A 22,351-nucleotide genomic window follows, 5' to 3' on the forward strand; every position below is an offset into this window, starting at 1 on the left:
AATGAACCGCTACATTTTCGCTCTATCGTTCCTATTACTTTTTACCATTACTCAAGCCCAAGAAAAAAAGAGGGCAAGGGACTATGGTATTGAAATAGGTGTAATGTCTACAGGAAGCCTGAATGCCATTACAGATGTTCCGGGTGTAAAAGTTGGTCACCAGACCCTCACTAAAGGAGATAATATTCGAACTGGAGTAACTGCCATTCTACCCCATTCAGGAAATATTTTTCAAAACAAAGTCCCTGCCGCCATATATATAGGAAATGGTTTTGGGAAATTGGCTGGTATCAGCCAAGTACAAGAGTTGGGAAACCTAGAAACCCCCATTATTCTTACAAATACATTGAGTGTACCAATGGGTATTCAAGGTACTGTAAAATACACCCTCGCTTTAAAAGGAAATGAAAACGTACAATCAGTTAATGCGGTAGTAGGCGAAACCAATGATGGTTATTTAAATGACATTCGAGGGATGCATATTTCCGAAAGTGACGTGATTACTGCCATTCAAAATGCAAAATCGGGTATTGTTCCCGAAGGAAATATTGGTGCAGGAACAGGTACAGTTGCCTTTGGTTTTAAAGGAGGTATCGGTACTTCATCAAGGAAATTACCAGAATCTTTAGGAGGCTATACCATAGGCGTTTTGGTACAAACCAATTTTGGGGGTGTACTCACCATTAATGGTGCACCCGTTGGAAAAGAACTCGAACAATACCCCTTCTCCAGTGCCATAAAAAAAAGTGATGGTTCATGTATGATCGTTGTATTAACCGATGCTCCATTAGACTCCCGTCAGCTAGAGCGTGTAGCAAAAAGGGCCATGATGGGCTTGGCCAAAACTGGAGGAATAGCTTCAAACGGTAGTGGCGATTACGTTATAGCTGCTTCCACTGCAGAATCAATACGAATCCCCTATCAAACCAGAGAGAAGCTGGATTCAGGTGATGTGCTAAGAAATGACAACATAAGTTCAATTTTTATGGCCACCATCGAAGCAACAGAAGAAGCCATTATCAACTCCCTCTTGATGGCTGAAACCTCAAAAGGAAGAGAAAACCATGTTATTCAAAAGCTACCAATGGAAAAAGTACTGCCGATACTCAATAAATATGGAGTAATTAAATAATAATTAAGATTGATTTTGCTTGGATTGCCATAATTTCCAGATTCCTTCAGCAGGATATAATTCTCAAAAAACAACCTATTATACCTTTCTAATGACTTATTTCGCCCTAGTTACTAAGCCACTACCCTAATTCACTCCAATTGATTTCACTCATAATTCATGAGCATTTTTCAACCATATAATATTGTTTTGAGATGACGGTCGTTTCTATATCTTTAGCAAATCAATCGGATTCTACTAGTGCTATTATTGAGGAAAACATATTTATTGTTTTTTCTACTCCTTTTAGGCCATTCTTCCTTTGCGCAGAATGACAGTTGGGGCAGGGAATTCTATGTGAGTTTGTTTCCACATGACACACCTCAAAAAGAAGTTTATTTTCACTTCAGAGCCAATGAGCCTAGCACTGTAGAAGTCAATTTTGCGAATAAGCAAAATGTAAACTATGACCTGCCAATTGGTCAATCAAGTTTCAAATTAACAGCGGAGCAAGTAAAACTTATTACAACTTCAATTTCAAATGGAGGTAATGACAACACTTCTGCCCAAATCATTTCTGACAATAAAATAATCTTCGCATTTAGTAATTCAAGCTCCTTCAGTGCCGATGCTACCCTTGCAACTCCTTTGATTTCAGCTGGCCATCACTATATCGTTGCTGATGATTGGGAAGGCGGCCTTAACCCTCCTTACACTAGCCAGGTAAATATTATAGCTACAGGAGGCAAGACTGTACTAAAAATAATTCACCCTGATGGCACAGAAAAAGCCTTATTTCTTGACGCCATGTCCACTTACACCATCGAATCGACAAGCGATCTTACAGGACTCGAAATCATAGTATCTAAAGACCAAACCATAGTACCTAGCAATGGGCCACCTCCCCCTCCTGGCGGAGTCGGTCTTCCACCCATTTATTGTAACCCTGTGATTGTATATACAGGAAGTCAAAAACGCTCATTTGGTCACTGCCCATTCCCCGCTGCCAGCAGCCACGTAGTAGAATCACTTTCTCCCTTGTCTACCATAGGTACAGAATATGTTTTAACCCCACTTTTAGGTAGGGATGAAAAAAAATTCTCATACAGTTATATGGCGACTGAAGACAATACTACTATAAAGACCACCACCCAGTTTGTCACTACAACAAAGGTGCTTGATAAGGGCGAATGGTTTTCACTTTCTAAAGGTGATCCAATATTTATCAAAGCCGACAAACCCATTCTAGTTACACAGCAAGCGTCAGCTCAAGACGGTTGTAGTGCATTTGTACCCTTCAACTTGGGTGAACATATGGGTTCTCCTTTTTCCATCACCTTATCTCCCTTTGAACAAGGCATTGAAGAAACAGTGGTAGAGATTGTTGAAACCGAGGGTATCATTAACCAGTTTTTAAACATTGGTTTACCTACAGCTGACGTTTCCAACTTTAGTATTTCACCAAGTCCTGGTGCAGTAAATTTCACAGAAATAGGGACCAGCGGCTTCTCCTATGCTACCGTTTCGGTAGAACCAAATATTGCTTATAGACTTAAAGCAGGCACAGGAAAATTTACTGTGACTGAATATGGTTTTGGGCTAGGAACAAGCTATGGCCAAAATCCTTTTCAAAATTTGAATAACCTTAGCTTTGAAGTGATCATCAATGATCAACAATTAGGTACGGTTAAAGAAGATGCCTGTTTAAACTCCGAGATTGACTTTAGTATAAATTACCTTAAACCAGGGCTAGAAAACACGTATAGCCACATTGAATGGGATTTTGGTGATGGCACCACAGCTGAGGGTCTAAGCGTAACCAAAACTTATGATGAAGCTGGGCTCTACAGAATTTCAGCCAAGATTTTTACCGATGAAGACATTTGCCTAACGACCCACACCCTGATTCGAGAAGTGGAAGTTCACGAAATAATTGCCGAACGAATAGAAGGCCCTACCTCGCTTTGTCCATTCTCTCAGAACATGGTGTATACCCTGATAAAAGATGGGGATTACTTCTACAACTGGGAAGTAATCGGGGGTACTATTGTTGGAGCAGACAACCAAGAAACAGTAACCGTTAACTGGGGTCCACCAAATCTACAGGCAATGGTGAGGGTATATGTCTCTGATGAATTTAGTTGCGCCATTCCTGCCATAGAACTCGCTGTGGTACTAGAAGCCAAAGACGAACTAAATCCAGACCTTCCTTTTGGAAGCACCGAGGTTTGTTTTCAAGAAAAAGCAAGCCAAATCTATTATACACCTCAAATTACAGGTGCTACTTTTGAGTGGCATGTTGAAGGAGGTACGATTACTTCTGGCCAAAACACAAATCAGATTGAAGTAAACTGGACTCAACCCAATGGAAAAGTGTCTTATACCTTATTTCAGAGCTCATGTTTTGGTACCTCAGAAGAACTCAACGTTCTTATCTACGAAGACCTTACCTTTGATATTCAAACCATCGACCTTTCTTGTCTCGATGCGGACGATGGTAAAGCAAGTGTTTCAATTCAAGGTGGGAAAGCACCTTACACAATTAGTTGGAGTAATGGTAAGGAGTTAGCCCCAAGCGTAAGTGGCTTAGCCGTTGGCCAATATGAAGTAACAGTAACCGATGAAATCGGATGTAGCTTAACGAAAGCTTTTGAAATTACTTCTCCTGAGCTACTGGAGGCCAGCGTAGAAATAATCAAGTTTTGTAACGGTGAAGCAGACGGTCGCGTGAGCATTATACCCAAAGGTGGTACTGCACCCTACACCTATCACCTTTACGGAAGCCTAAGTGGTAATAATTATGATGAAACCAGCAATGAACCAATCTACGAAGGCTTATTGGCGGGCAGATATACGCTTGTGGTTACAGACAACAACGGCTGTACTTCCAATCATTATGTTGAAATAATTGACCCTGAGGCTCTAGAATTAACGGTTACCGATAACGTTGATATATGTCCACAAGTACAAGACGGGACAATATCAATATCCGTAACCGGAGGAACGCTTCCTTATACTTATCATTGGTCATCACATCCAAATGTAAATGCCCCTACTATTTATGATGTGGGAAAAGGAACTTATCAAGTGATTGTAACCGATGCTAATGGATGCACTATTACTAGAGAAATTAAAAAAGAGGAGACCTATCCTAGTCTATTTGTCCCGAACATTTTCACCCCAGATGGCGATGGAATTAACGACACGTTCAAACCAATATCTCCTTGTATTGTCAATTACCAAATTACCATTTTTAACCGATGGGGGCAGCCAATCTTCATATCAGAAACAGGTGGTGAATGGGACGGCACACAAGAAGGCAAAGACCTTCCTGCTGGTGTATATATCTATAGAATAGATTATTCCGACCCCATCAACCCCGAACTAGCCGCACAAACCAAAGGCCGGGTGGTGATGTATAAGTAGGTTAGTTTCCCTATTTCTTCAAAGAAAACACATCAAATACTAACTGATCCTCATCAGGCTGATAGTCAATTTGGCGTGAAAGGTGCAAGCCTTCCTTGCTCACAAAGGATGTTTGGTATTCATATAAACCTCTAGGTAAATCAAGTTCATCTATTTTTTCAAAATTTGAATTCGTTACGATGACTGAAAGCTTAAAACTACTTTTACCTCGCTCATACTGCTCAACCGCTCTTTCATGGAGAGCAATGCGATAATAAACATCCTTATAAGGGTCATAAATGAAGTTCATATAAAAACCCTCCATGTTGGTAAGAGAGGAAAGCTCTTTAAAACTATAACCGTACAAAGTAGGCGTATCGTTACGCTTAGGAAGCGGTTTCAACTCTCCCATGTATTCAGATTTTACAGACTTACTTTCTTGAATGTTATCTAAATCTGAAACTGAAATGATGTCCACTTCTGGGTTTTTAGTGTAACTCAAACTCAGTTGCTGAGTATTTGGGTTAAAAGCCAAAGAAGAGGCAAATGGAGTAAAAACACCCCAGAAGTTGTTCAACATTAAAGGTTGGGGAAGTGAATGATAATCCCTTTCTCCTGTCTCTAAATTCAACTCAAACATATAGATCAGTCGGTGATCATCAAAAGGATTTGCTCCTGCATTCTGAACAGGGATAAAAAGTCGATTACCATTTTTAAAAGCTTGGGAAGTGGGTGAAATCATCACATAAAACCCTTGTCGAGATTGCTGCTTACTATCTTCTCCTATTCCAACATCATAGGAACGTAATTTCTCACCTTTAGCATTCATTAAGTGTACTCTACTTTGCCAATGGTTAAAAAAGAAAATGGAATCTGAATTTTGCATATAGTGCCCCATTTTCGAAATTTTCCCAATTCCATCTGGACCGTCAATTTCAAAGCCAATTTGGTTCTCTATTCAACCAGTGGCATAATCAAATACGTTGACGCTTACATTTAAATGATTAAGGATGGATATTTTGGTAGTTCCGTCTTGTTCAAAAGTCAAAATGGACTGGTTAAAAGGAGCTAGTGTACTGTCAAGATAAAAGACCTTCTCTGCTACTTTTTCAAGTTCAAATTGGCCAAAGGCATCACCATTTACATTGTCCTTGTGTGTAGAGCAACTCCAGAAGAGCAGTAAAAATATAATTAAAAAATACTTCTTATCTGAATTCATAATTGATGAAACTCTATTGATTTGAAAAGCACTAAGCTGATTTTTATGAGAATTAATTATGTACCAAGTTAATCAATACGATATAAATCCATATTTATTTTAATTAATAATTCGCACATTTCTATTCCCTATTCATTACCACTTAGGATGGATGAAGCAGTCAGCAAATCCTCCTTACCCCTATAGTAATCCTGCCACCCTGTCACCCATTTTAGCTTGGTATGGCCTTTGTCTTAATGGAGTTGGAATAAAAAACTGACAATAAGCCATGCAAGAAAAAGGTACAATCTCGATTCACACCGAGAATATTTTCCCAATCATCAAGAAGTTTCTCTATTCAGATCATGAGATCTTTTTAAGAGAATTGGTATCGAACGCAGTTGATGCCAGTCAGAAAATGAAACGCCTTGCCGTACTCGGTGAGTACAAAGGTGACCTCGGAGAGGTAAGGGTAGAAGTAAGCGTAAACAAAAAGAAAAAGACGATTACCATCAGCGACCGAGGAATCGGAATGACGGCTGAGGAGATCAAAAAATACATCAACCAAATTGCTTTCTCTGGCGCCACTGAGTTTGTAGAGAAGTTTAAAGATGCGGGCGATGCCAAAGAAATCATCGGTAAATTCGGTTTAGGTTTCTACTCTGCCTTTATGGTAGCCGATAACGTAGAAATTGACACCCTTTCTTATCAAGAAGGTGCAGAACCTGCCAAATGGATCTGTGACGGTTCAACAGAATTCGAAATTACTGAAGGAACAAGAAAAGAAAGAGGTACAACCATCACGCTTCACGTGAACAAAGATTCTGTTGAGTTTTTGGAAGAATCTCGTATTCAGAATGTGCTTACCAAATATGCCAAGTTCCTTCCTATCGAAGTGAAATTTGGAGAGAAAGACAAGCAGGTTGAAGACGGTGAAGACAAAGAGGGCAAGAAGAAATATAAGACTGTTAAGGAAGACAACATCATTAACAACACTACGCCACTTTGGACGAAATCACCTAATGATTTAACAGATGAGGATTACCTAAACTTCTACAAAGAGCTTTATCCGTTCTCTGAAGAACCTTTGTTCTGGATTCACCTCAACGTAGATTATCCGTTCGAACTTACTGGTATTCTTTACTTCCCGAAGTTGAAAAAAGACTTCGAAGTACAGAAAAACAAAATCCAGCTTTACTCTCGTCAAGTATTTATTACTGACGAAACTAAGGATGTGGTTCCTGAATTCTTGATGTTACTTCACGGTGTAATTGACTCTCCAGACATTCCATTGAACGTTTCACGTAGTTACTTGCAGTCGGATGGAAATGTGAAGAAAATCAATACTTACATTTCTAAAAAAGTTGCTGACAAACTGAGTGAGCTTTTCAAAAAAGAGCGTGAGTCGTATGAAAGCAAATGGGAAGACATCGGTCTTTTTGTGAAGTACGGCATGATCTCTGACGAGAAATTCTATGACAAAGCAAAAGACTTTGTTTTGGTGAAAAATACTGCTGGCAAGTACTTTACAATGAAAGAGTACGAAACGCATATTGAAGCCAACCAAGTAGACAAAGACAACAATAAGGTTTGGCTATACGCCACTAACATTGCGAAGCAAGATTCATTCATTAGCGATGCGGTTGACAAAGGTTATGATGTGATTGTATTGGATACTCCAATCGACAGCCACTTCATTAACCACATGGAAACCAAGTTGGAGAACACGCAAATTAAACGTGTGGATGCCGACAACATCGACAAGCTGGTGGACAAAGATGAAAAGCGCGAGTTGGTCATCAATGACGAGCAGAAAGAGGCTGTAAAAGGCGTTTTCGATAAAGCGATCAATAACAAAACTTACACGGTAGCAATTGAGCCTTTGGCGCCATCAGACGCTCCAGTTTCTGTAACCATGCCTGAGTTTATGCGAAGAATGAAAGACATGCAAGCAACAGGCGGTGGCGGTTTCAACATGTTCGGTTCAATGCCAGACAATTATAATGTAACCGTAAACGGCAACCATAAATTAGTGGACAAAATCATCAAGGCTGGTGAAGAAGGCGACAAAGAAGGTTTGGCAAAACAAGCATTCGATTTGGCCTTACTTTCTCAAGGTTTGTTGGAAGGCAAAGCCCTTACCGATTTCATCAAAAGAAGTACTGCCATTTTAGGCGAGTAATTCTCTATAACTTATAAAAACAGAAGCCTCAATTCAGCAATGGATTGAGGCTTTTTTGTGTTTATAGATATTGATACTAAGACAGGCTCAGCATGAAGCTTAGATTTGACATCAGCACTCTCCTGTCGCAGGTTCTCCGAACCTGTGACATCTATTAAAAAGGGACTCTGTCCCGTTAAAAAGAACTTACCCCCGAAAAACGATCAATTGCTTTGGTGCTAAACGGACAGAGTCCTAAAAACCATAATGAGTCACAGGTTTGGAAAACCTGCGACAGTTGCTTTAATTTCAACCAAGCACTCCCGCCTTTGTGGGTGTTGTCACCCACAAACCGCAATAACATTCTTCACTCTCCAGCGCTTGAAATACCATGGCTAATCTAAGATTGAAATTATCCATACTTCATCAACTTGTTGGAGAAAACTCCAACAAGGGCGGAAAGCGTCACAGGTTCGGAGAACCTGCGACAGTTGCGTTTATCCGTGTTATTCAAAAAAGATACTGAAACAAGTTCAGTATGACTTCTAGATTTAACCTTAACACCAAAACACTTCAGTACATAACCACATCAACACTTCAACACATTTCCACCGTCCGCCACCGCACACTTCTGTTCTCTACGGCACAAAATAAAAAGCTAAGAGCCTAAAAAATGCTCATTTGAGCCCCTAAACACATGTTTTGTTTTGGCACTCGTTTTGGAAACAAACCAGCAGAAATACCTAAATTCATTCCCATGCTGAAGAACATGTTCAACGTTGCCTGGCGCAACGCAATCGCAAACAAACAATTCACCATTCTCAATATTCTTGGGCTCTCCATTGGCATTACCGCCTGCCTACTAATTACCCTTTATGTTCAAGAGGAATTGTCTTACGACAATTTCCACAAAGATGCCGACCAAGTGTACCGCATTAACCAACCTATGATTTGGGGCGATTGGGATGCGGAATTTAGCTCCACTGCCCCTGGAGTAGCGGTAGCACTTCGTGAAGATATTCCAGAATTTACTGAGGTCTTGCGAATTCATGATTCTGGTGAAAACTTGGTTACTTATGAGCCAAAAAACGATGACCCTGTTTCATTTAAAGAATCCAAGATATATGCAGCTGAAGCAAATTTTTTCAACCTTTTCTCATTTCCTGTTTTAGAAGGAAATCCTGAAACAGCTTTAGTAGAACCATTAAGCATTATCATTACCAAAAGTATGGCCACCAAGTATTTTGGGAAAGAAGAGGCCATAGGCAAAATATTAGAAGTAAGGCAAGGCGAAAACGCTGGACCGTTTAAAGTAACAGCGGTGCTAGAAGACATCCCTTCTAACTCTCATATCCAGTTCGACATGATGACTTCCATGAGTACCTATCGTCATATAGAAGCACGCCAATGGACATGGATTTGGACAACCTTTGTGACCTATGTAAAAGTTGATCCAGGTGCCAATCTGGAAAAAATAAACAAGAAACTCCAGGCGATTCCACCAAAGTGGGCAGCTCCAGCGGTAGAACGTGCCTTTGGCGAATCTTATGCTGAATTTATTCCTGATGGTAAAAAATGGACACTCACCATGCAACCCATTCGAGAGGCCTATTTACATTCTCCTATTACGGGCAATAGAATCGGTCCATCTGGAAGTATCGCTTACGTCAAAATATTTGGCGCTGTAGGAATCCTCGTGCTTATGCTTTCCTGCATTAATTTCATGAACCTTTCTACTGCTCGTTCGGCCGGAAGAGCCAAAGAGGTTGGCGTTAGAAAAGTGCTCGGTTCAGGTAGAAAATCAATAGCCAACCAATTCATTTTCGAATCTGTTATTTTCGTTTTAGCAGGCACCACGATAGCACTTATTCTTTGCGAACTGTTCATCAATTCGTTCAACACAATTGCTAACAAAACACTTTCCTTACAAACCGCAATATCCAATCCCTTATTTTTAGCTGGATTGTTAGTTTTCATTTTAGGTTTGGGTCTTGTAGCAGGTAGCTATCCAGCATTTTATCTTTCCTCTTTCAAGCCCATTCAGGCTCTAAAAGGTAAAGTAAGCAATGGTTTTAGGGGGAAAGGTATAAGAAATACCCTAGTCGTTTTTCAGTTCACCATTTCTGTTGCGCTTATTATCACCACGTTCTTTGTTCAGAAGCAACTGACTTACACTGCCAATTTAAATGTTGGTTTCGAAAAAGAGAATATTCTTCAGGTGCATAATCTGGAGCTAATGGATTCTTCGAGCATTGTGACTTTGCAAAACAGATTGAAGCAAAACCCCGCATTTACTCAAGTAGGTTATTCAGACCTAGTGGCTCCAAATATTTATAATGAGGATAAATACAAAGCTGAGGGCCCTGAAAACGATATCACCACACTCAACCGAGTGATGGTAGACGAAGATTATATTGATTTACTCAGCCCCCAATTTATTGTAGGTCGCAATTTTGACGATAATATCGCTAGTGATAAACTTGCTGTGATTCTAAATGTTTCAGGTGCAAAAACCTTAGGCTTTGGTGGTCCAGAAACCTATGACACCGATAGCCCGCTAGGCAAGCACGTTACCTTTCCTGGTTCTGAAACTATAAAATTTGAAGTGATAGGCGTGGTAGAAGATTTCAATTACAACAGCCTAAGAATGACCATCGCTCCATTAATGATTGCGCACAAAGGAAATGAAGAGCTCTTTGATATTGGCACCTCTTTTCTTTCAGCCAGGGTTGATCCAACTCAAATTAATTCTGGAGAGAAGATGTCTAAGCTATTAGATGAAGTAAAAACTGAATTAGCCGCCATAAAACCTGGGCTTCCTTTTGAATACAGTTTTATGGACAGGGATTTTGAAAGCAGTTTCCGTACAGAGCAACGCATGACATCAGTGCTCAATATCTTTACCGTAATGGCTTTATCGATTGCTTGTATTGGCTTATTCGGATTGGCAGCGTTTACATCAGAGCAGCGCACCAAGGAATTAGGGGTAAGAAAAGTATTAGGAGCCAGTGTAAAAGACATCGTACTGCTGTTCAGTACCGAATTCACACGACTGGTAATTATTGCAATTCTGATAGCCGTTCCGTTGGCTTACTATGCGGTGAAAACATGGCTTGCAGATTTCGCTTACCAAACCCCAATAACGGCTACGGTATTTATTATTGCTGGCGGTGCCGCACTGCTTATTGCCTGGGGAACTATCAGTTTCCAGTCCCTAAAATCGGCCTATAGAAACCCGGTTGAGGCATTGAGAGATGAATAAAAAAAGTCAAATGGTTCATTGTTTAGGCTTCTTTGTTGGAGGCTAAAGCCTCTTGCTCCTTCTTTTGATCGTACTTCCAGCGCTTGTGTGACCATAAATAATCAGAAGGGTGTTCACGAATAGTTTGCTCTAGCAATACCGCAAACCTTTGCACGATATCGTGGCCTTCCTTTTGAAAAGGAGGAAACTTAACCGGTTTGAACTCTACTCGATAATGGCCTTCCGAGGTACGTTCAGTATGTGAATAAAAAACTGGGTAGTTTACAATTTGAGCAATCTTTTGAGGTCCCGTATAAAAAGCTGTAGACTGATTTAGAAAATCGATCCAATACTTGTCAGCACCAATAGAAGGTAACTGATCTGCCAATATGCCTATTATTCTAGGCTCATTCTTACGCTTGATAATTTGCCTTAGGGCAGAATCCTTAGGCAGTGCACGCCCACCATGGCGAGTTCTCAGGTTGATCATCAATTGGTCAAACTTGGGGTTTTTCACAGGCTTATATAGAAACTCCATTGGGTAACCCATTTGCTGGCCAATAGAAAAAGCAGGCCATTCCCAATTAGCCGTATGTCCCGAAAGCAAGATCACCGGTTGACCTTGATCCAAATATTCAAGCATCAATTGAGAATTAACAAGCGGCACACGCTTTTCCCAATCCTTTCTTTTAAAACGGTAGGCCTTAATCGACTCTATAAAAACCTGAGTGAATTGAATATAAAACGCCTTTTCAATTATAAACAGCTCTCGATTAGTTAAATCAGGAAAAGTATTACTCAAATTATCACGCACAACAGTTCTACGATAACCTACAGTATGATACAGAAGAAAAGAAATCACCTTCCCTAATCCATACAGAAACCAAAACGGAAGTAATGATATAAGCCTGATCAAAAACATCGCGCAAAGATAGACAAATGAAAAATTGATGAGCGATAAATAGTGTATAAAAGCAGGTCTAGTGACCATTCGCCCCTGAATTTAAAAAAGTTAAAGATTATCTTCCTTTGGCTAGATCCACTCAAAGTCTTCACTTCGTAAGTTAAAGTCGTATATAACAAAGTGTTTTGGTTAGTCACAAAGCGGAGCGATCAGAAGGATGGCTCCGTTTTCTTTTTGTCCTTCACAGAAAGAAAACCTACCTTCAATCTAAGGACAAAAACAATGAAAAAAGATCAAATCAAAGGAGCACTTACTGCTTCTTATTTAAACTTTGTAAGCAACTGCGACTCACTCACCAAAGATGAGTTTGAATATGCTCCAGAAGGAAAATGGTCGGCTGGGCAGCAAATGGAGCACCTGATTAAAAGTACCTCTCCATTACACAAAGGAATGGGCTTACCGAAGTTTCTGATCAAGCTCAAGTTTGGCAAAGCCAATCGTCCTTCAAAAACCTTTGATCAGCTAGTCGAGCGATATAAAGAAAATTTAAGTTTAGGCGGAGTGGCCAGTGCAGCTTTTACTCCTCAAAAAGTTGATTTTAATCAGAAGGAGAAACTTATCAACCAGCTTCAAAACAATATCGAATCCATAAATCAAAAACTAGATAAATGGGCTGAAGCGCAACTAGATGAGTTCATTTTCCCTCATCCACTACTGGGTAAAATTACCATCCGAGAAATGATGTACTTTACTATCCACCATGCAGACCATCATCGAAACTTGATTAAAATATATTTGAAAGGAGTTTGATAATTACACTCAAAATCAGCCTTTAAAGCTTTCTCAAAACCTGCAAAAGGTCTGTCAAATGATCTTGGGTAAAATCATAATGAGTTACAAAACGAATCAGCTGAGGACCAAAGCCAAAGGCCAAAACACCATGCTCTTTCAGCTTCGCTAAAAACGACTCGTTGGTATAGCGATCACTTATTCTAAAAATCAGAATATTCGTTTCGCAAGGATAAATCTCTTCTACATAATTCAAGCTCTGCAAAGTGTCAGCGATAATCTGAGCATTTTTATGGTCTTCCGCCAAACGTTCTATATTGTTTTCCAAAGCATATAAACCAGCAGCTGCGATGTAACCAGCCTGTCTCCATGCACCTCCCATTACTTTACGAACACGTTTAGCACGTTTAATTTTTTCAGCAGTCCCTAATAACAAAGACCCTACCGGAGCGCCCAAACCCTTAGAAAGGCAAATAGAAATGGTATCGAAAGCTTTACCATAATCCTCGGCCTTTTGGTTCTTAGCGATTAAAGCATTGAATAGTCTGGCACCATCCAAATGAAAAGCCAAACCGTTATCGGTACACACCTTTTTTATAGCCAGAATTTCATCAAAGTCATAACAGCTTCCTCCCCCCTTATTCATGGTGTTCTCTAGCGAAACCATTCTTGAAACGGGTGAATGAATATCGTCTGGTTGAATTGCAGCCATCACATCTTTTGCCGTAATTCTGCCCTGATCGCCTTCAAGCAAGCGAACTGAAACTCCCGAGTTTGACATAATCCCACCGCTTTCATAAAGGTAGATATGGGAATATTTATGACAGATCACCTCGTCCTGCAAAGTGGTATGTAAACGGATTCCAATTTGATTGGTCATGGTGCCCGATGCACAATAGAGTGCCGCTTCCATACCAAACATGTTGGCTGCCTTTTTCTCAAGGGCAGCTACGGTTGGGTCTTCACCAAACATATCATCACCCACTTCGGCTGCCATCATAGCGGCATGCATTTCAGGAGTAGGCTTGGTTAGGGTATCACTTCGTAAATCTATCAAGGGAATAATTTTTAGGATCGGAATCTAGGGGGAAAAGGGAGGAAGTGCAAATGTTTTTATTTGAGCCATCTCCCGGTTAGGAACCTAAGGCTCCTAACCGGATTCTCTCCGTTTAACTTAAACATTAGAGATTTGAAACTCAACTAGCTTCAAAATGACCTGACCGTCTGTCATTATTTGGGTGTGTAATCTCCTAGCATTGTCCGAAGCTTTACCAGCTCCTGTTTTATGCTGTAATTCGTTTGCGCAGGGACACTTTTTAAAAATTTAGCAAAGTGTACCTCCATTGACATCATCATCTCAGACTTACTCTCCACACCACGCTGAGTAAGTTTTACCCGAAAAGACCTTCCGTCTGCTTCATTACTCTCTTTTTCAACCCACCCATTACGCTGCATACGCACGATCATGCGAGAAATTGAAGGTAAATCCTGAAGCGTCACCCTACTGATTTCAGTAGGCGTTACGCTTCCGTGATTCCACAGCATAATCAACACTTGCCATTGCTCTGGAGTAACCGAATACCTCTTTAGCGCCCTAATCAACTCTCTATGAAAAAGTAAATAGGTACGGTAAAGGTTATAGCCAAGGTTGCTATTCAGATGAAAGAGAGTCTTATCGAAATCCATAAGCAGTCAGTAAATTTAACTAAAGTACTTGTTTAAACAAGTACTTTAGTTAAAAAAATCAGGCCATTCGAGAAAAGCCGAAATACATTAACCTATTATTCGGGGTCACTCTATAAATATCTTGATGTAATCCCTCATAATATAAATATGAGGGCAATGATATTCCCTATCCATCAGATTTAGATTGAGGAATTAAAGGAATTCTAACCTATTTTGAGATAAGGTAAATTAACCCACTAGATACTAAAAATGATACTCTCAGATCTTTTTGATTGACTTCTCCTCTAAATCACTCAACTCAAGATTGAGTGCCTTGGTGGAGATCTGGGTTTCAATAAAGGAAAGCGTAAGCGAAGCAAGTAGGAGAAAAAGACTTACTCCAAAAACAAAGTCGGCAGTTTGTTGCTCGCGCAAGTACATAAGTACCATACACAAAACACAGCAGAAAAAACTAGCAATCCCTAGTGCCTGCATGTTACGAATGAGTAATAAGCGCACTTTTAAATTCTTAATTTGCCCAAGTATCGTGGCAGGCGGGTCATTATGATCCAAGTACCGTTGCCTTAAACCACGCGCTAGGGTAGCCAAAGCCACAAAGCGATTGGTAAATGCCAATAGCAAGAGCGTTATGGCTGGAAAAAGCAATGCAGGAGTTGAGATGTCTATATTCAATTGTCACGCTTTAAGTCTTCATTTTTTTTCTCCCGCTGGTCTTTGCCTTCTATCTTCTTATCTAAGGTAAGTCGCCAAACAAGAATCAATATCGCTAGTCCAGTAGGATATAGTATAATTTCTATCCAATATTTAGCCATTACGGGGTCAGAGAAGTTATGGACCCCAACCACATATTGTAACACCAAGCAAACACTAATGATGATCACTAGAACCGCTACTATTCGCTTTTCCATCTTAGCCTTCATGTTACAAAGCTAATGAAGTATTATTACTGTAAGCACAAAAAAAGGTGTCTCAATGAGACACCTTTAAGTTTTATATATTCAATCTAATGATTTCTATTGATTGGCAGAAGCCGCTGCTTTAGCACTTGCCTTAGCTCTTGCATATTCTTGTTCTTTGTCAGCTGCTTTACCTAAAGTCTTTTTAGACAAATCAACCACAATTGGTGAAGCAATGAATATTGAAGAATAAGTACCTACAATAATACCTACCATGAAAGCAAAAGAGAAGCCTCTTAGCACCTCTCCACCAAAGATGAATAGAACCACCACCACAATCAAAGTGGTCATTGAAGTAACCAACGTACGGCTAATGGTGCTATTAATTGACTCGTTGAAAGTACCAACTAAGTCTTTTGAGCCTTTAAGCTGCAGGTTCTCACGAATCCTATCAAACACTACCACGGTATCGTTTATAGAATAACCCATGATTGTAAGCAAGGCTCCAATAAACACCTGATCCACTTCAAAATTAACTCCAAATAGGCCCGCAATTGCAAATGCAGACAATACAATTAATGAATCATGCACCAAGGCGATAATTGCACCCAGTGAGAATTGCCATCTTCGGAACCTAATAAGGATATAGAAGAATATGGCGACAATGGCCAAACCAAATGATTCAAGTGATGAATTTTTAATATCATCTGCAATGGTAGGCGACACTTTAGAAGAACCTCCAATTATAAACTGGCCAGCCCCTACATTATCAACTGTTCCATCCACAAAGGTCTTATTGGTGATCTGACTCAAGGCTCCAGTCAATGCGCTTTTTACAGCTGCATCAGCTTCTGCCGATTCATCCTCAATCAAATAAGACGTGGTGATCTTAAGCATATTCGCAGTATTGTAAGTTTTCACTTCGATACCTGAATTAGCAAAGGTCTCCATTCCAGAAAGTGACGTTTTGATATCAGAAGCTGTCATAGCCTCATCAAAATTCACTACATAAGAACGACCGCCTTTAAAGTCTACACCTAATCTCAAGCCATTGGTTGCCATTAAAATTATACCAACTGCAATCACAATACTTGACATTAGATAAGCCAATCTCCTTTTACCTAAGAAGTCAAAATGAACATTGTTCAACCAACCTTTTGACAAAGGAGTATCGAAAGTAAGTTTACTGTCATTTCCTTTCTTAGTCATGTAGGTAATGATTACCCTTGTAATGAATACCGCTGAGAAGAATGAACAGATAATACCGATCATCAAGGTTACTGCAAACCCTTTTAATGGACCTTGACCCAAAACGTAAAGAATAACACCTGTAAGGAAAGTTGTTACGTTCGCATCAATAATAGAACTGTAAGCCTTTTGATAACCCGAGGCTATCGATTGCAAAAGCGGAATACCGTTTCGCATCTCTTCCCTGATTCTTTCGAAAATAAGTACGTTGGCATCAATGGACATACCAATCGTCAACACAATACCTGCAATACCAGGCAAGGTCAGCGCGGCACCTAAATTGGCCAAGATTCCAAGAATAAAGAAGATGTTGAAAAGCAAAGCTACGTTCGCCACAATTCCTCCTTTAGCATAATAGAAAATCATGAAAATAACCACAATGGCCAAACCGGCTAAAATTGAAGTTACCCCTTGTCTTTGTGCTTCTTTACCCAAAGTTGGGCCAATCACAGCTTCTTCTACAATTTTAGTTGGTGCTGGAAGTGAACCTGCTTTAAGAATGTTTGCAAGATCCTCTGCTTCCTCAATGGTGAAGTTCCCACTAATCTGTGAGCTACCTGTTGGAATTTCTTCATTAACATTAGGTGCTGTATAAACATAGTTATCTAGTGAAATAGCTACTCTTCTTTGAATGTTAGCCCCAGTAAGGTTTCTCCATTTTTTTGCTCCCAATGCATTCATTTGCATGCTTACAGCAGGACTCATCATTGCATCCAAAGATTGACGAGCATCAGTGATTACCTCACCAGTTAAAGGAGATTCTCCACCTCTACCCATTTTAATGGCGTAAAGCTCTAGTAATTCAGTTCCCTCAGCAGGTTTTACTCCCCATAAGAACTTTAAGGTACTCGGAAATAATCTGGTAATGCTTGGGTTATTAAGCACTCTATTGATCTGCGAAGTATCTTCTAGAGCGTAGTATAAACCTTCAAAGGGACCTTGTCTCATTAAAGAGAAAAACTTTGATTGACCTGGAGTAGCCAATTCTTCCTCAGCAGTGTTGGTCGTGTCGCCAGATAATTGATCTTCAAGAGAATTTTCTTGTCCATCAGCACTTTCAGCTTTCAATTCAGAAGCTAAATCAGTTGTAGGTGCCGTTGTTTTCTCTGACGCTTCAATTTTCAGCAGCGCATCGTTAATAGCAGAAAGCGTTGGAGAAACTTCACTTGTTCCGTAAACTTCCCAAAACTCTAACTTGGCTACACCTTGTAATAGTTTTCTTACCCTCTGTGGGTTATCTACACCTGGCAATTCAATTTGAATTCTACCCGTTCCCTGAAGTCTTTGAATGTTTGGTTGTGATGTACCAAATCGATCAATCCTAGTTCTAAGAATTTGGAAGGCACGATCGATAGCGTTATCGATCTCCTCGTTAACCACCTTCATAACATCAGCATTGGTTGAGCCAAACTCAATTCTGCCCTTGTTAGCTGCATTTGCAAATACTTTGCTTAACTGCCCACCAGAGGTAACGTCAGCATATGCTGTCTCAAATAAGCTTGAGTATGGCGCTTGAGTGTTCGTTTTGTGCGCTTCATCTGCCTGTGCTAATGCTGCTCTAAACTGTGGATCTTTGCTATTTCCAGCAAGCCCCTCTATAATAGCTATAGGAGAAACTTCCAAGGTAACATGCATTCCACCTTGTAAATCGAGACCAAGGTTCAATTCATATTCTTTGATTTCCTGGTAAGTGAACTCTGCACCTAAAATATTGAGCACAGGCTCTCTCCAAATAGAGTCTAGGTATGATTGCTTCTTCTGCTGGTCTATTACACCAGCTTCATTTTTAGCATAATCAACTGCGTCTTGTTGAATTCCTCTTGAGAAAAAGGTGATTCCAAGGTAATAAAGACACAGAGCCGTAATGATCACTGTCAAAAGGACTATGGTATTCTTATTTTTCATTTTGGTTTATGGTTAGTTAATCATTTGGAGGTTTTCTGAGATTCGTTATCTAAATGAATGACAACTAGCTTCCGATACTCCTGATATAATAAAGTTTGTTTTGTGCGTGTGTGGTTATAGCAGAAGATTCATGCTATAAGAAAGAATGCCTATGGGGCGTTCGGGGATATTTTCTTTCGAAAAAGATTCTTGTAATGAGGTGAATCGGATAGCGAAACGCTAGGGTATTGAATCTGTTTTTCTTCAGACTCTCTGATTACTGTTCCTATAAAAACAGGAATAAAGGCTTGCAACTGAACCACTGTAGATGGCAAAGCCAATTCACAAGTGTAGTCATATATAAGCTCCTTTTCATCTCCTTGATCATCGGCTTGTTGCTGATCAATTGATTCTGAGGCTAAATCAATCCTTAAACTCTGGTAGTCTATGAGCTCTTGGGCCACTACAAATACAGCCACCAACACCCCCAATACATAGAAGAGGGTTCTTTTGATGCCTAATATTTTTGGTGATATTTTCATTTAGCGTGTCAAATTTATAGAATAGACTTTACAATCATACGGTATGCTCATTTATTTTCGACTGAATAAATGCCTTCACCACATCTAAGGCTACTCCAAAGTCAGTATTATTGGGCACCACAATGTCTGCGTGTTCTTTATGTGGCTCAATATATTTCTGATACGATGGCATAATATGGTTCTCATACTTATAAAGCACATCATCCGCGTCATAACCTCTTTCTACTCTGTCGCGGGTTAATCTTCTCTGAAGCTTAATGTAATCCTTTGCGTCTACAAAGATTTTTAAGTCAATCAATTCAGAAATTTTTTGATAATGAAAGATAAAAATCCCCTCAACCAAAATGACTGGTGCGGCCTTGACTACTATATTTTTGGGTTGAACATTAGGGTTATTAAAGGTGTATTCCTGTTTTTCAACATCATTCCCTTTGCTCAAGGCCAAAAGATCGCTGGCGAAATGCTCGTAATCAATTGACTCTGGTCGGTCAAAATTAAACTCCCCATTTTTGTCCACCAATTGATGTTCTCGAGGCCTATAATAGTCATCTTGGGAAATACTGGCTACTCCCGAATCAAAACTTTCGATTAGTGAACGAAGAAAACGTGTTTTCCCCGACCCACTCCCTCCTGTGATCCCAATGATATACGGCTTATGCTCAGACATTTTGCAAAAGTAGTAACCTAAACTGATTTACCTTCTTTGCCTTTCAAAAAAATGATAAGTTTATCGAAGGCTCTTTTTCTATGGCTGATTGAATTCTTTATTTCTGACGATAATTCCCCAAAGGTTTTATCATAGCCAGTGGGTTGAAAAATAGGGTCATAGCCAAAACCTCCTTGACCGCTAACTTCCTTAGTAATTTCTCCCTCCACTATTCCTTCAAACTGGATTGGCTCACTGTTTTCGATATAAGTGATTACCGTTCTGAATTTTGCCGAACGGTCTGCCACAGTTCCAAGTCCTTCCAGTACCTTATTCATGTTCATGATGGAATCTCTCACAGGCCCAGCATACATAGCGGAGTAAACACCTGGTTCTCCATTCAAACCATTCACCTCTAACCCTGTGTCATCAGCAAAAACAGGAATGCCATAATGCTCAAAAACATAAGACGCTTTCTGTAAGGAGTTTCCCTCAAGCGTATCATGCGTTTCTTCCAGTTCTTCCAAGCAACCGATTTGTTCTAGGGACACAAGTTCAAACTGATCCCCTAAAATCTGAGATATTTCCTCAAGCTTATTCTTATTGTTAGTAGCAAAGCAAATTTTCATATCGCAATTTATGGAATGAAAACAAAAGAGCCGTCTCAAACTTAATTAAGACGGCTCCTAAACTCTTTAAACTGAATTATTATTCAGGCGTTTTCTCATCAGGGTAATCTTCTTTCATCCCTTTCCAGTAATCAGCAATGGTGCTCTTCATATCCTTTCTCAGTAAGAAAATTCCCAACAAGTTAGGCAAGGTCATTACCGCAATGGCAATAGCTGCCACAGTCCAAATGATGGTAGTGTCAGCAATAGCGGCAATAAAGAAACCAGCCACATATACAATTCTATAATATTTCACGGAACCTGAGCCCCATAAGAATGTCATGGCTCTATCTCCATAGTAAGACCATGAAATGGCAGTACTGAAGGCAAACAATAAAATACCAATAGATACAATATACTGTCCGTATTCACCAAACCAACCTTTGGTAAAGGCAATAGCAGTAAGTGGAACACTATGGATTAATGATTTACCATAGAATGAAATACTTCCATCCACTGGTTTACCATTAGAGATTTCAACTTCACCTGTGAGCGGTGAGCCTCCAAAAGATTCGTTTACGGTAATATCTTCTGCCAAAGAGCGGGCATGAATTACGGTTACAACACTCGTAATTTTACCGTTCTCTACTTGAAGCATTCCATCAAATACTGGTAATGGATTTTCTCCTGACAAGTGCTCTTTTAAGGCTACCCTACCTGGCTTATTATCATCAGTATAATCATGACCGGCAAGAATCGACATATCGGTTACTGCAAAATCATTCAAATGTTTTTCTTGCCATACACCGGAAGAAAGAAGTGTAAGACCTGTGATCGAACAAATGATAATAGTATCAATGAATGGCTCTAAAATCGCAACCATTCCTTCAGATACTGGCTCATGTCCCTTAGCTGATGCGTGAGCAATTGGAGCAGAACCTTGACCTGCTTCGTTAGAGAAAAGACCTCTACCTACCCCAACGTTAAAGGCATACATTATTGTTGCTCCTAAAAAGCCACCAGTAGCTGCCGTTGTGGTGAATAAGCTTGAAAAGATTGAAGTGATTGATGGAATCAAGTTTTCTAGGTTGGCAAAAATCACTGAGAAACAGCCGATGAAATAAACAATAGCCATGGCAGGCACTAACTTCTCTGTAACCGAAGCTATTCTTTTAATCCCGCCAATAATAACAAACGCTAAAATAACAGATAAAACCGCTCCTGTCATCCAAGGCTCAATAGCGAAAGTTGATTTCAATGCCGAAGAAATACTGTTGATCTGCGGCATGTTACCCGTACCGAAAGAAGAAAGCACTGTAGCTACAGCAAAAACTACCGCTAACCACTTCATATTCAACTTATTCTTCATGTAGTACATTGGCCCTCCAGCCATTGTGCCGTCTTGTGCTACTTCACGATATTTATGAGAAAGCGTAACTTCTACAAACTTGGTACACATACCAATAGCAGCAGTAACTACCATCCAAAACAAAGCAGCTGGACCACCTAAGTGTACAGCGAGTGCAACACCAGCAATATTTCCGGTACCCACAGTGCCAGAAAGCGCGGTGGTCAAAGCTTGGAAGTGAGAAGTATCTCCTTGATCTCCAGCCTTATCAAACTTTCCTCTTAATATTTTAAAAGCAAAACCGAAGTATCTTATTTGAGGGAATTTTAGATAAATAGTAAAAAACAGACCCACGCCTAATAAAGCGAAAGGGAACCATCCTGCACTACCGATATAGCTATCTATAGTGGAGAGAAAATCGTTGAGTTGCTGCATAATTCGGTTTTATGGTTTTTAAGGAAGTCACAAAAATAGGGATTAATGCTTCCCAACAAAGCCCGTAATTATATTAGTGACAATCCATGGTTTTAACGGAGTCGGCTTTTACTTAGGAATCGTATTGCCATCTGCTACTAGGTCGGCACCGAAGGTCAGGCCAGATGATATGGATCTTAAAGTCTCAAATAATATCCAAGTCTGACGTTCCGTCCGACTTTAGCTTAAGCCATCAAAAATCAGAAAAGC

The 22,351-nt window shown here is 39.9% G+C and carries 17 protein-coding genes; 5 read left to right on the forward strand and 12 right to left on the reverse strand.

Translation table 11 applies throughout. The features are described from left to right. The first annotated feature begins 1 nt into the window (after nucleotide 1). Both VOI17_RS13870 and VOI17_RS13875 read left to right on the forward strand, forming a co-directional pair. Nucleotides 2–1,132: a P1 family peptidase gene (locus tag VOI17_RS13870; RefSeq protein WP_323757819.1), complete on the forward strand. Its 1,131-nt coding sequence runs from the start codon at nucleotides 2–4 to the stop codon at nucleotides 1,130–1,132. Nucleotides 1,133–1,399: 267 nt separating this feature from the next. Further along, complete coding sequence (locus tag VOI17_RS13875) at nucleotides 1,400–4,537, forward strand: gliding motility-associated C-terminal domain-containing protein (RefSeq protein WP_323757820.1); 3,138 nt, start codon at nucleotides 1,400–1,402, stop codon at nucleotides 4,535–4,537. Between the two features lie 10 nt (nucleotides 4,538–4,547). On the opposite strand, the gene VOI17_RS13880 is transcribed toward VOI17_RS13875, so the two are convergent. Together VOI17_RS13880 and VOI17_RS13885 are read right to left on the reverse strand one after the other, a co-directional pair. Further along, nucleotides 4,548–5,474, reverse strand: a complete 927-nt coding sequence (locus VOI17_RS13880) for a DUF4221 family protein (RefSeq protein WP_323757867.1) — start codon at nucleotides 5,472–5,474, stop codon at nucleotides 4,548–4,550. After that, nucleotides 5,475–5,735 carry a hypothetical protein gene (locus VOI17_RS13885; RefSeq protein WP_323757821.1) on the reverse strand — a complete coding sequence of 87 codons (261 nt, stop codon included), beginning with the start codon at nucleotides 5,733–5,735 and terminating at the stop codon, nucleotides 5,475–5,477. It abuts the gene before it with no gap. Between the two features lie 268 nt (nucleotides 5,736–6,003). Between VOI17_RS13885 and htpG the strand changes: the two genes are divergently transcribed. Both htpG and VOI17_RS13895 read left to right on the forward strand, forming a co-directional pair. Next, entirely contained in the window at nucleotides 6,004–7,896 is a 1,893-nt protein-coding gene (htpG, locus tag VOI17_RS13890) for a molecular chaperone HtpG (protein ID WP_323757822.1), read from the forward strand. A gap of 736 nt (nucleotides 7,897–8,632) precedes the next feature. Beyond that, nucleotides 8,633–11,137: an ABC transporter permease gene (locus tag VOI17_RS13895; RefSeq protein ID WP_323757823.1), complete on the forward strand. Its 2,505-nt coding sequence runs from the start codon at nucleotides 8,633–8,635 to the stop codon at nucleotides 11,135–11,137. A gap of 22 nt (nucleotides 11,138–11,159) precedes the next feature. Here the strand turns inward: VOI17_RS13895 and VOI17_RS13900 are convergent, their stop codons facing one another. Beyond that, a complete protein-coding gene (locus VOI17_RS13900) occupies nucleotides 11,160–12,107 on the reverse strand; it encodes a lysophospholipid acyltransferase family protein (RefSeq protein ID WP_323757824.1) in 948 nt (315 codons plus the stop codon). A gap of 195 nt (nucleotides 12,108–12,302) precedes the next feature. Here VOI17_RS13900 and VOI17_RS13905 point away from each other — a divergent pair, with 195 nt between their 5' ends. Continuing rightward, on the forward strand, nucleotides 12,303–12,830 hold the full coding sequence (locus VOI17_RS13905) for a DinB family protein (RefSeq protein ID WP_323757825.1): 528 nt from the start codon (nucleotides 12,303–12,305) through the stop codon (nucleotides 12,828–12,830). Between the two features lie 22 nt (nucleotides 12,831–12,852). Here the strand turns inward: VOI17_RS13905 and VOI17_RS13910 are convergent, their stop codons facing one another. From VOI17_RS13910 to VOI17_RS13950, 9 genes are all read right to left on the reverse strand, one after another. Beyond that, nucleotides 12,853–13,866, reverse strand: coding sequence for a GntG family PLP-dependent aldolase (locus tag VOI17_RS13910; protein ID WP_323757826.1), 1,014 nt, complete (start codon nucleotides 13,864–13,866; stop codon nucleotides 12,853–12,855). A 173-nt stretch (nucleotides 13,867–14,039) separates the two neighbouring features. Further along, the gene (locus VOI17_RS13915; protein ID WP_323757827.1) at nucleotides 14,040–14,495 is read right to left on the reverse strand and encodes a MarR family transcriptional regulator; all 456 of its coding nucleotides are present in this window, start codon (nucleotides 14,493–14,495) and stop codon (nucleotides 14,040–14,042) included. Nucleotides 14,496–14,753: 258 nt separating this feature from the next. Beyond that, nucleotides 14,754–15,167: a DUF2721 domain-containing protein gene (locus VOI17_RS13920; protein ID WP_323757828.1), complete on the reverse strand. Its 414-nt coding sequence runs from the start codon at nucleotides 15,165–15,167 to the stop codon at nucleotides 14,754–14,756. Then, the gene (locus VOI17_RS13925) at nucleotides 15,164–15,403 is read right to left on the reverse strand and encodes a hypothetical protein (RefSeq protein WP_323757829.1); all 240 of its coding nucleotides are present in this window, start codon (nucleotides 15,401–15,403) and stop codon (nucleotides 15,164–15,166) included. The genes VOI17_RS13920 and VOI17_RS13925 overlap by 4 nt, the downstream gene beginning before the upstream one ends. Before the next feature lie 105 nt (nucleotides 15,404–15,508). Continuing rightward, entirely contained in the window at nucleotides 15,509–18,544 is a 3,036-nt protein-coding gene (gene secDF / locus VOI17_RS13930; protein WP_323757830.1) for a protein translocase subunit SecDF, read from the reverse strand. A 149-nt stretch (nucleotides 18,545–18,693) separates the two neighbouring features. Continuing rightward, nucleotides 18,694–19,065: a hypothetical protein gene (locus VOI17_RS13935; protein WP_323757831.1), complete on the reverse strand. Its 372-nt coding sequence runs from the start codon at nucleotides 19,063–19,065 to the stop codon at nucleotides 18,694–18,696. Nucleotides 19,066–19,099: 34 nt separating this feature from the next. Continuing rightward, nucleotides 19,100–19,732 carry a uridine kinase gene (gene udk, locus VOI17_RS13940; protein WP_323757832.1) on the reverse strand — a complete coding sequence of 211 codons (633 nt, stop codon included), beginning with the start codon at nucleotides 19,730–19,732 and terminating at the stop codon, nucleotides 19,100–19,102. Nucleotides 19,733–19,749: 17 nt separating this feature from the next. Next, nucleotides 19,750–20,340: an RdgB/HAM1 family non-canonical purine NTP pyrophosphatase gene (gene rdgB / locus VOI17_RS13945; protein WP_323757833.1), complete on the reverse strand. Its 591-nt coding sequence runs from the start codon at nucleotides 20,338–20,340 to the stop codon at nucleotides 19,750–19,752. Nucleotides 20,341–20,419: 79 nt separating this feature from the next. Continuing rightward, nucleotides 20,420–22,102, reverse strand: coding sequence for a sodium:alanine symporter family protein (locus VOI17_RS13950; RefSeq protein ID WP_323757834.1), 1,683 nt, complete (start codon nucleotides 22,100–22,102; stop codon nucleotides 20,420–20,422). Nucleotides 22,103–22,351 lie beyond the last annotated feature (249 nt).

It is taken from the genome of Roseivirga sp. (genome assembly GCF_034669765.1).
Taxonomy (GTDB): domain Bacteria; phylum Bacteroidota; class Bacteroidia; order Cytophagales; family Cyclobacteriaceae; genus Roseivirga.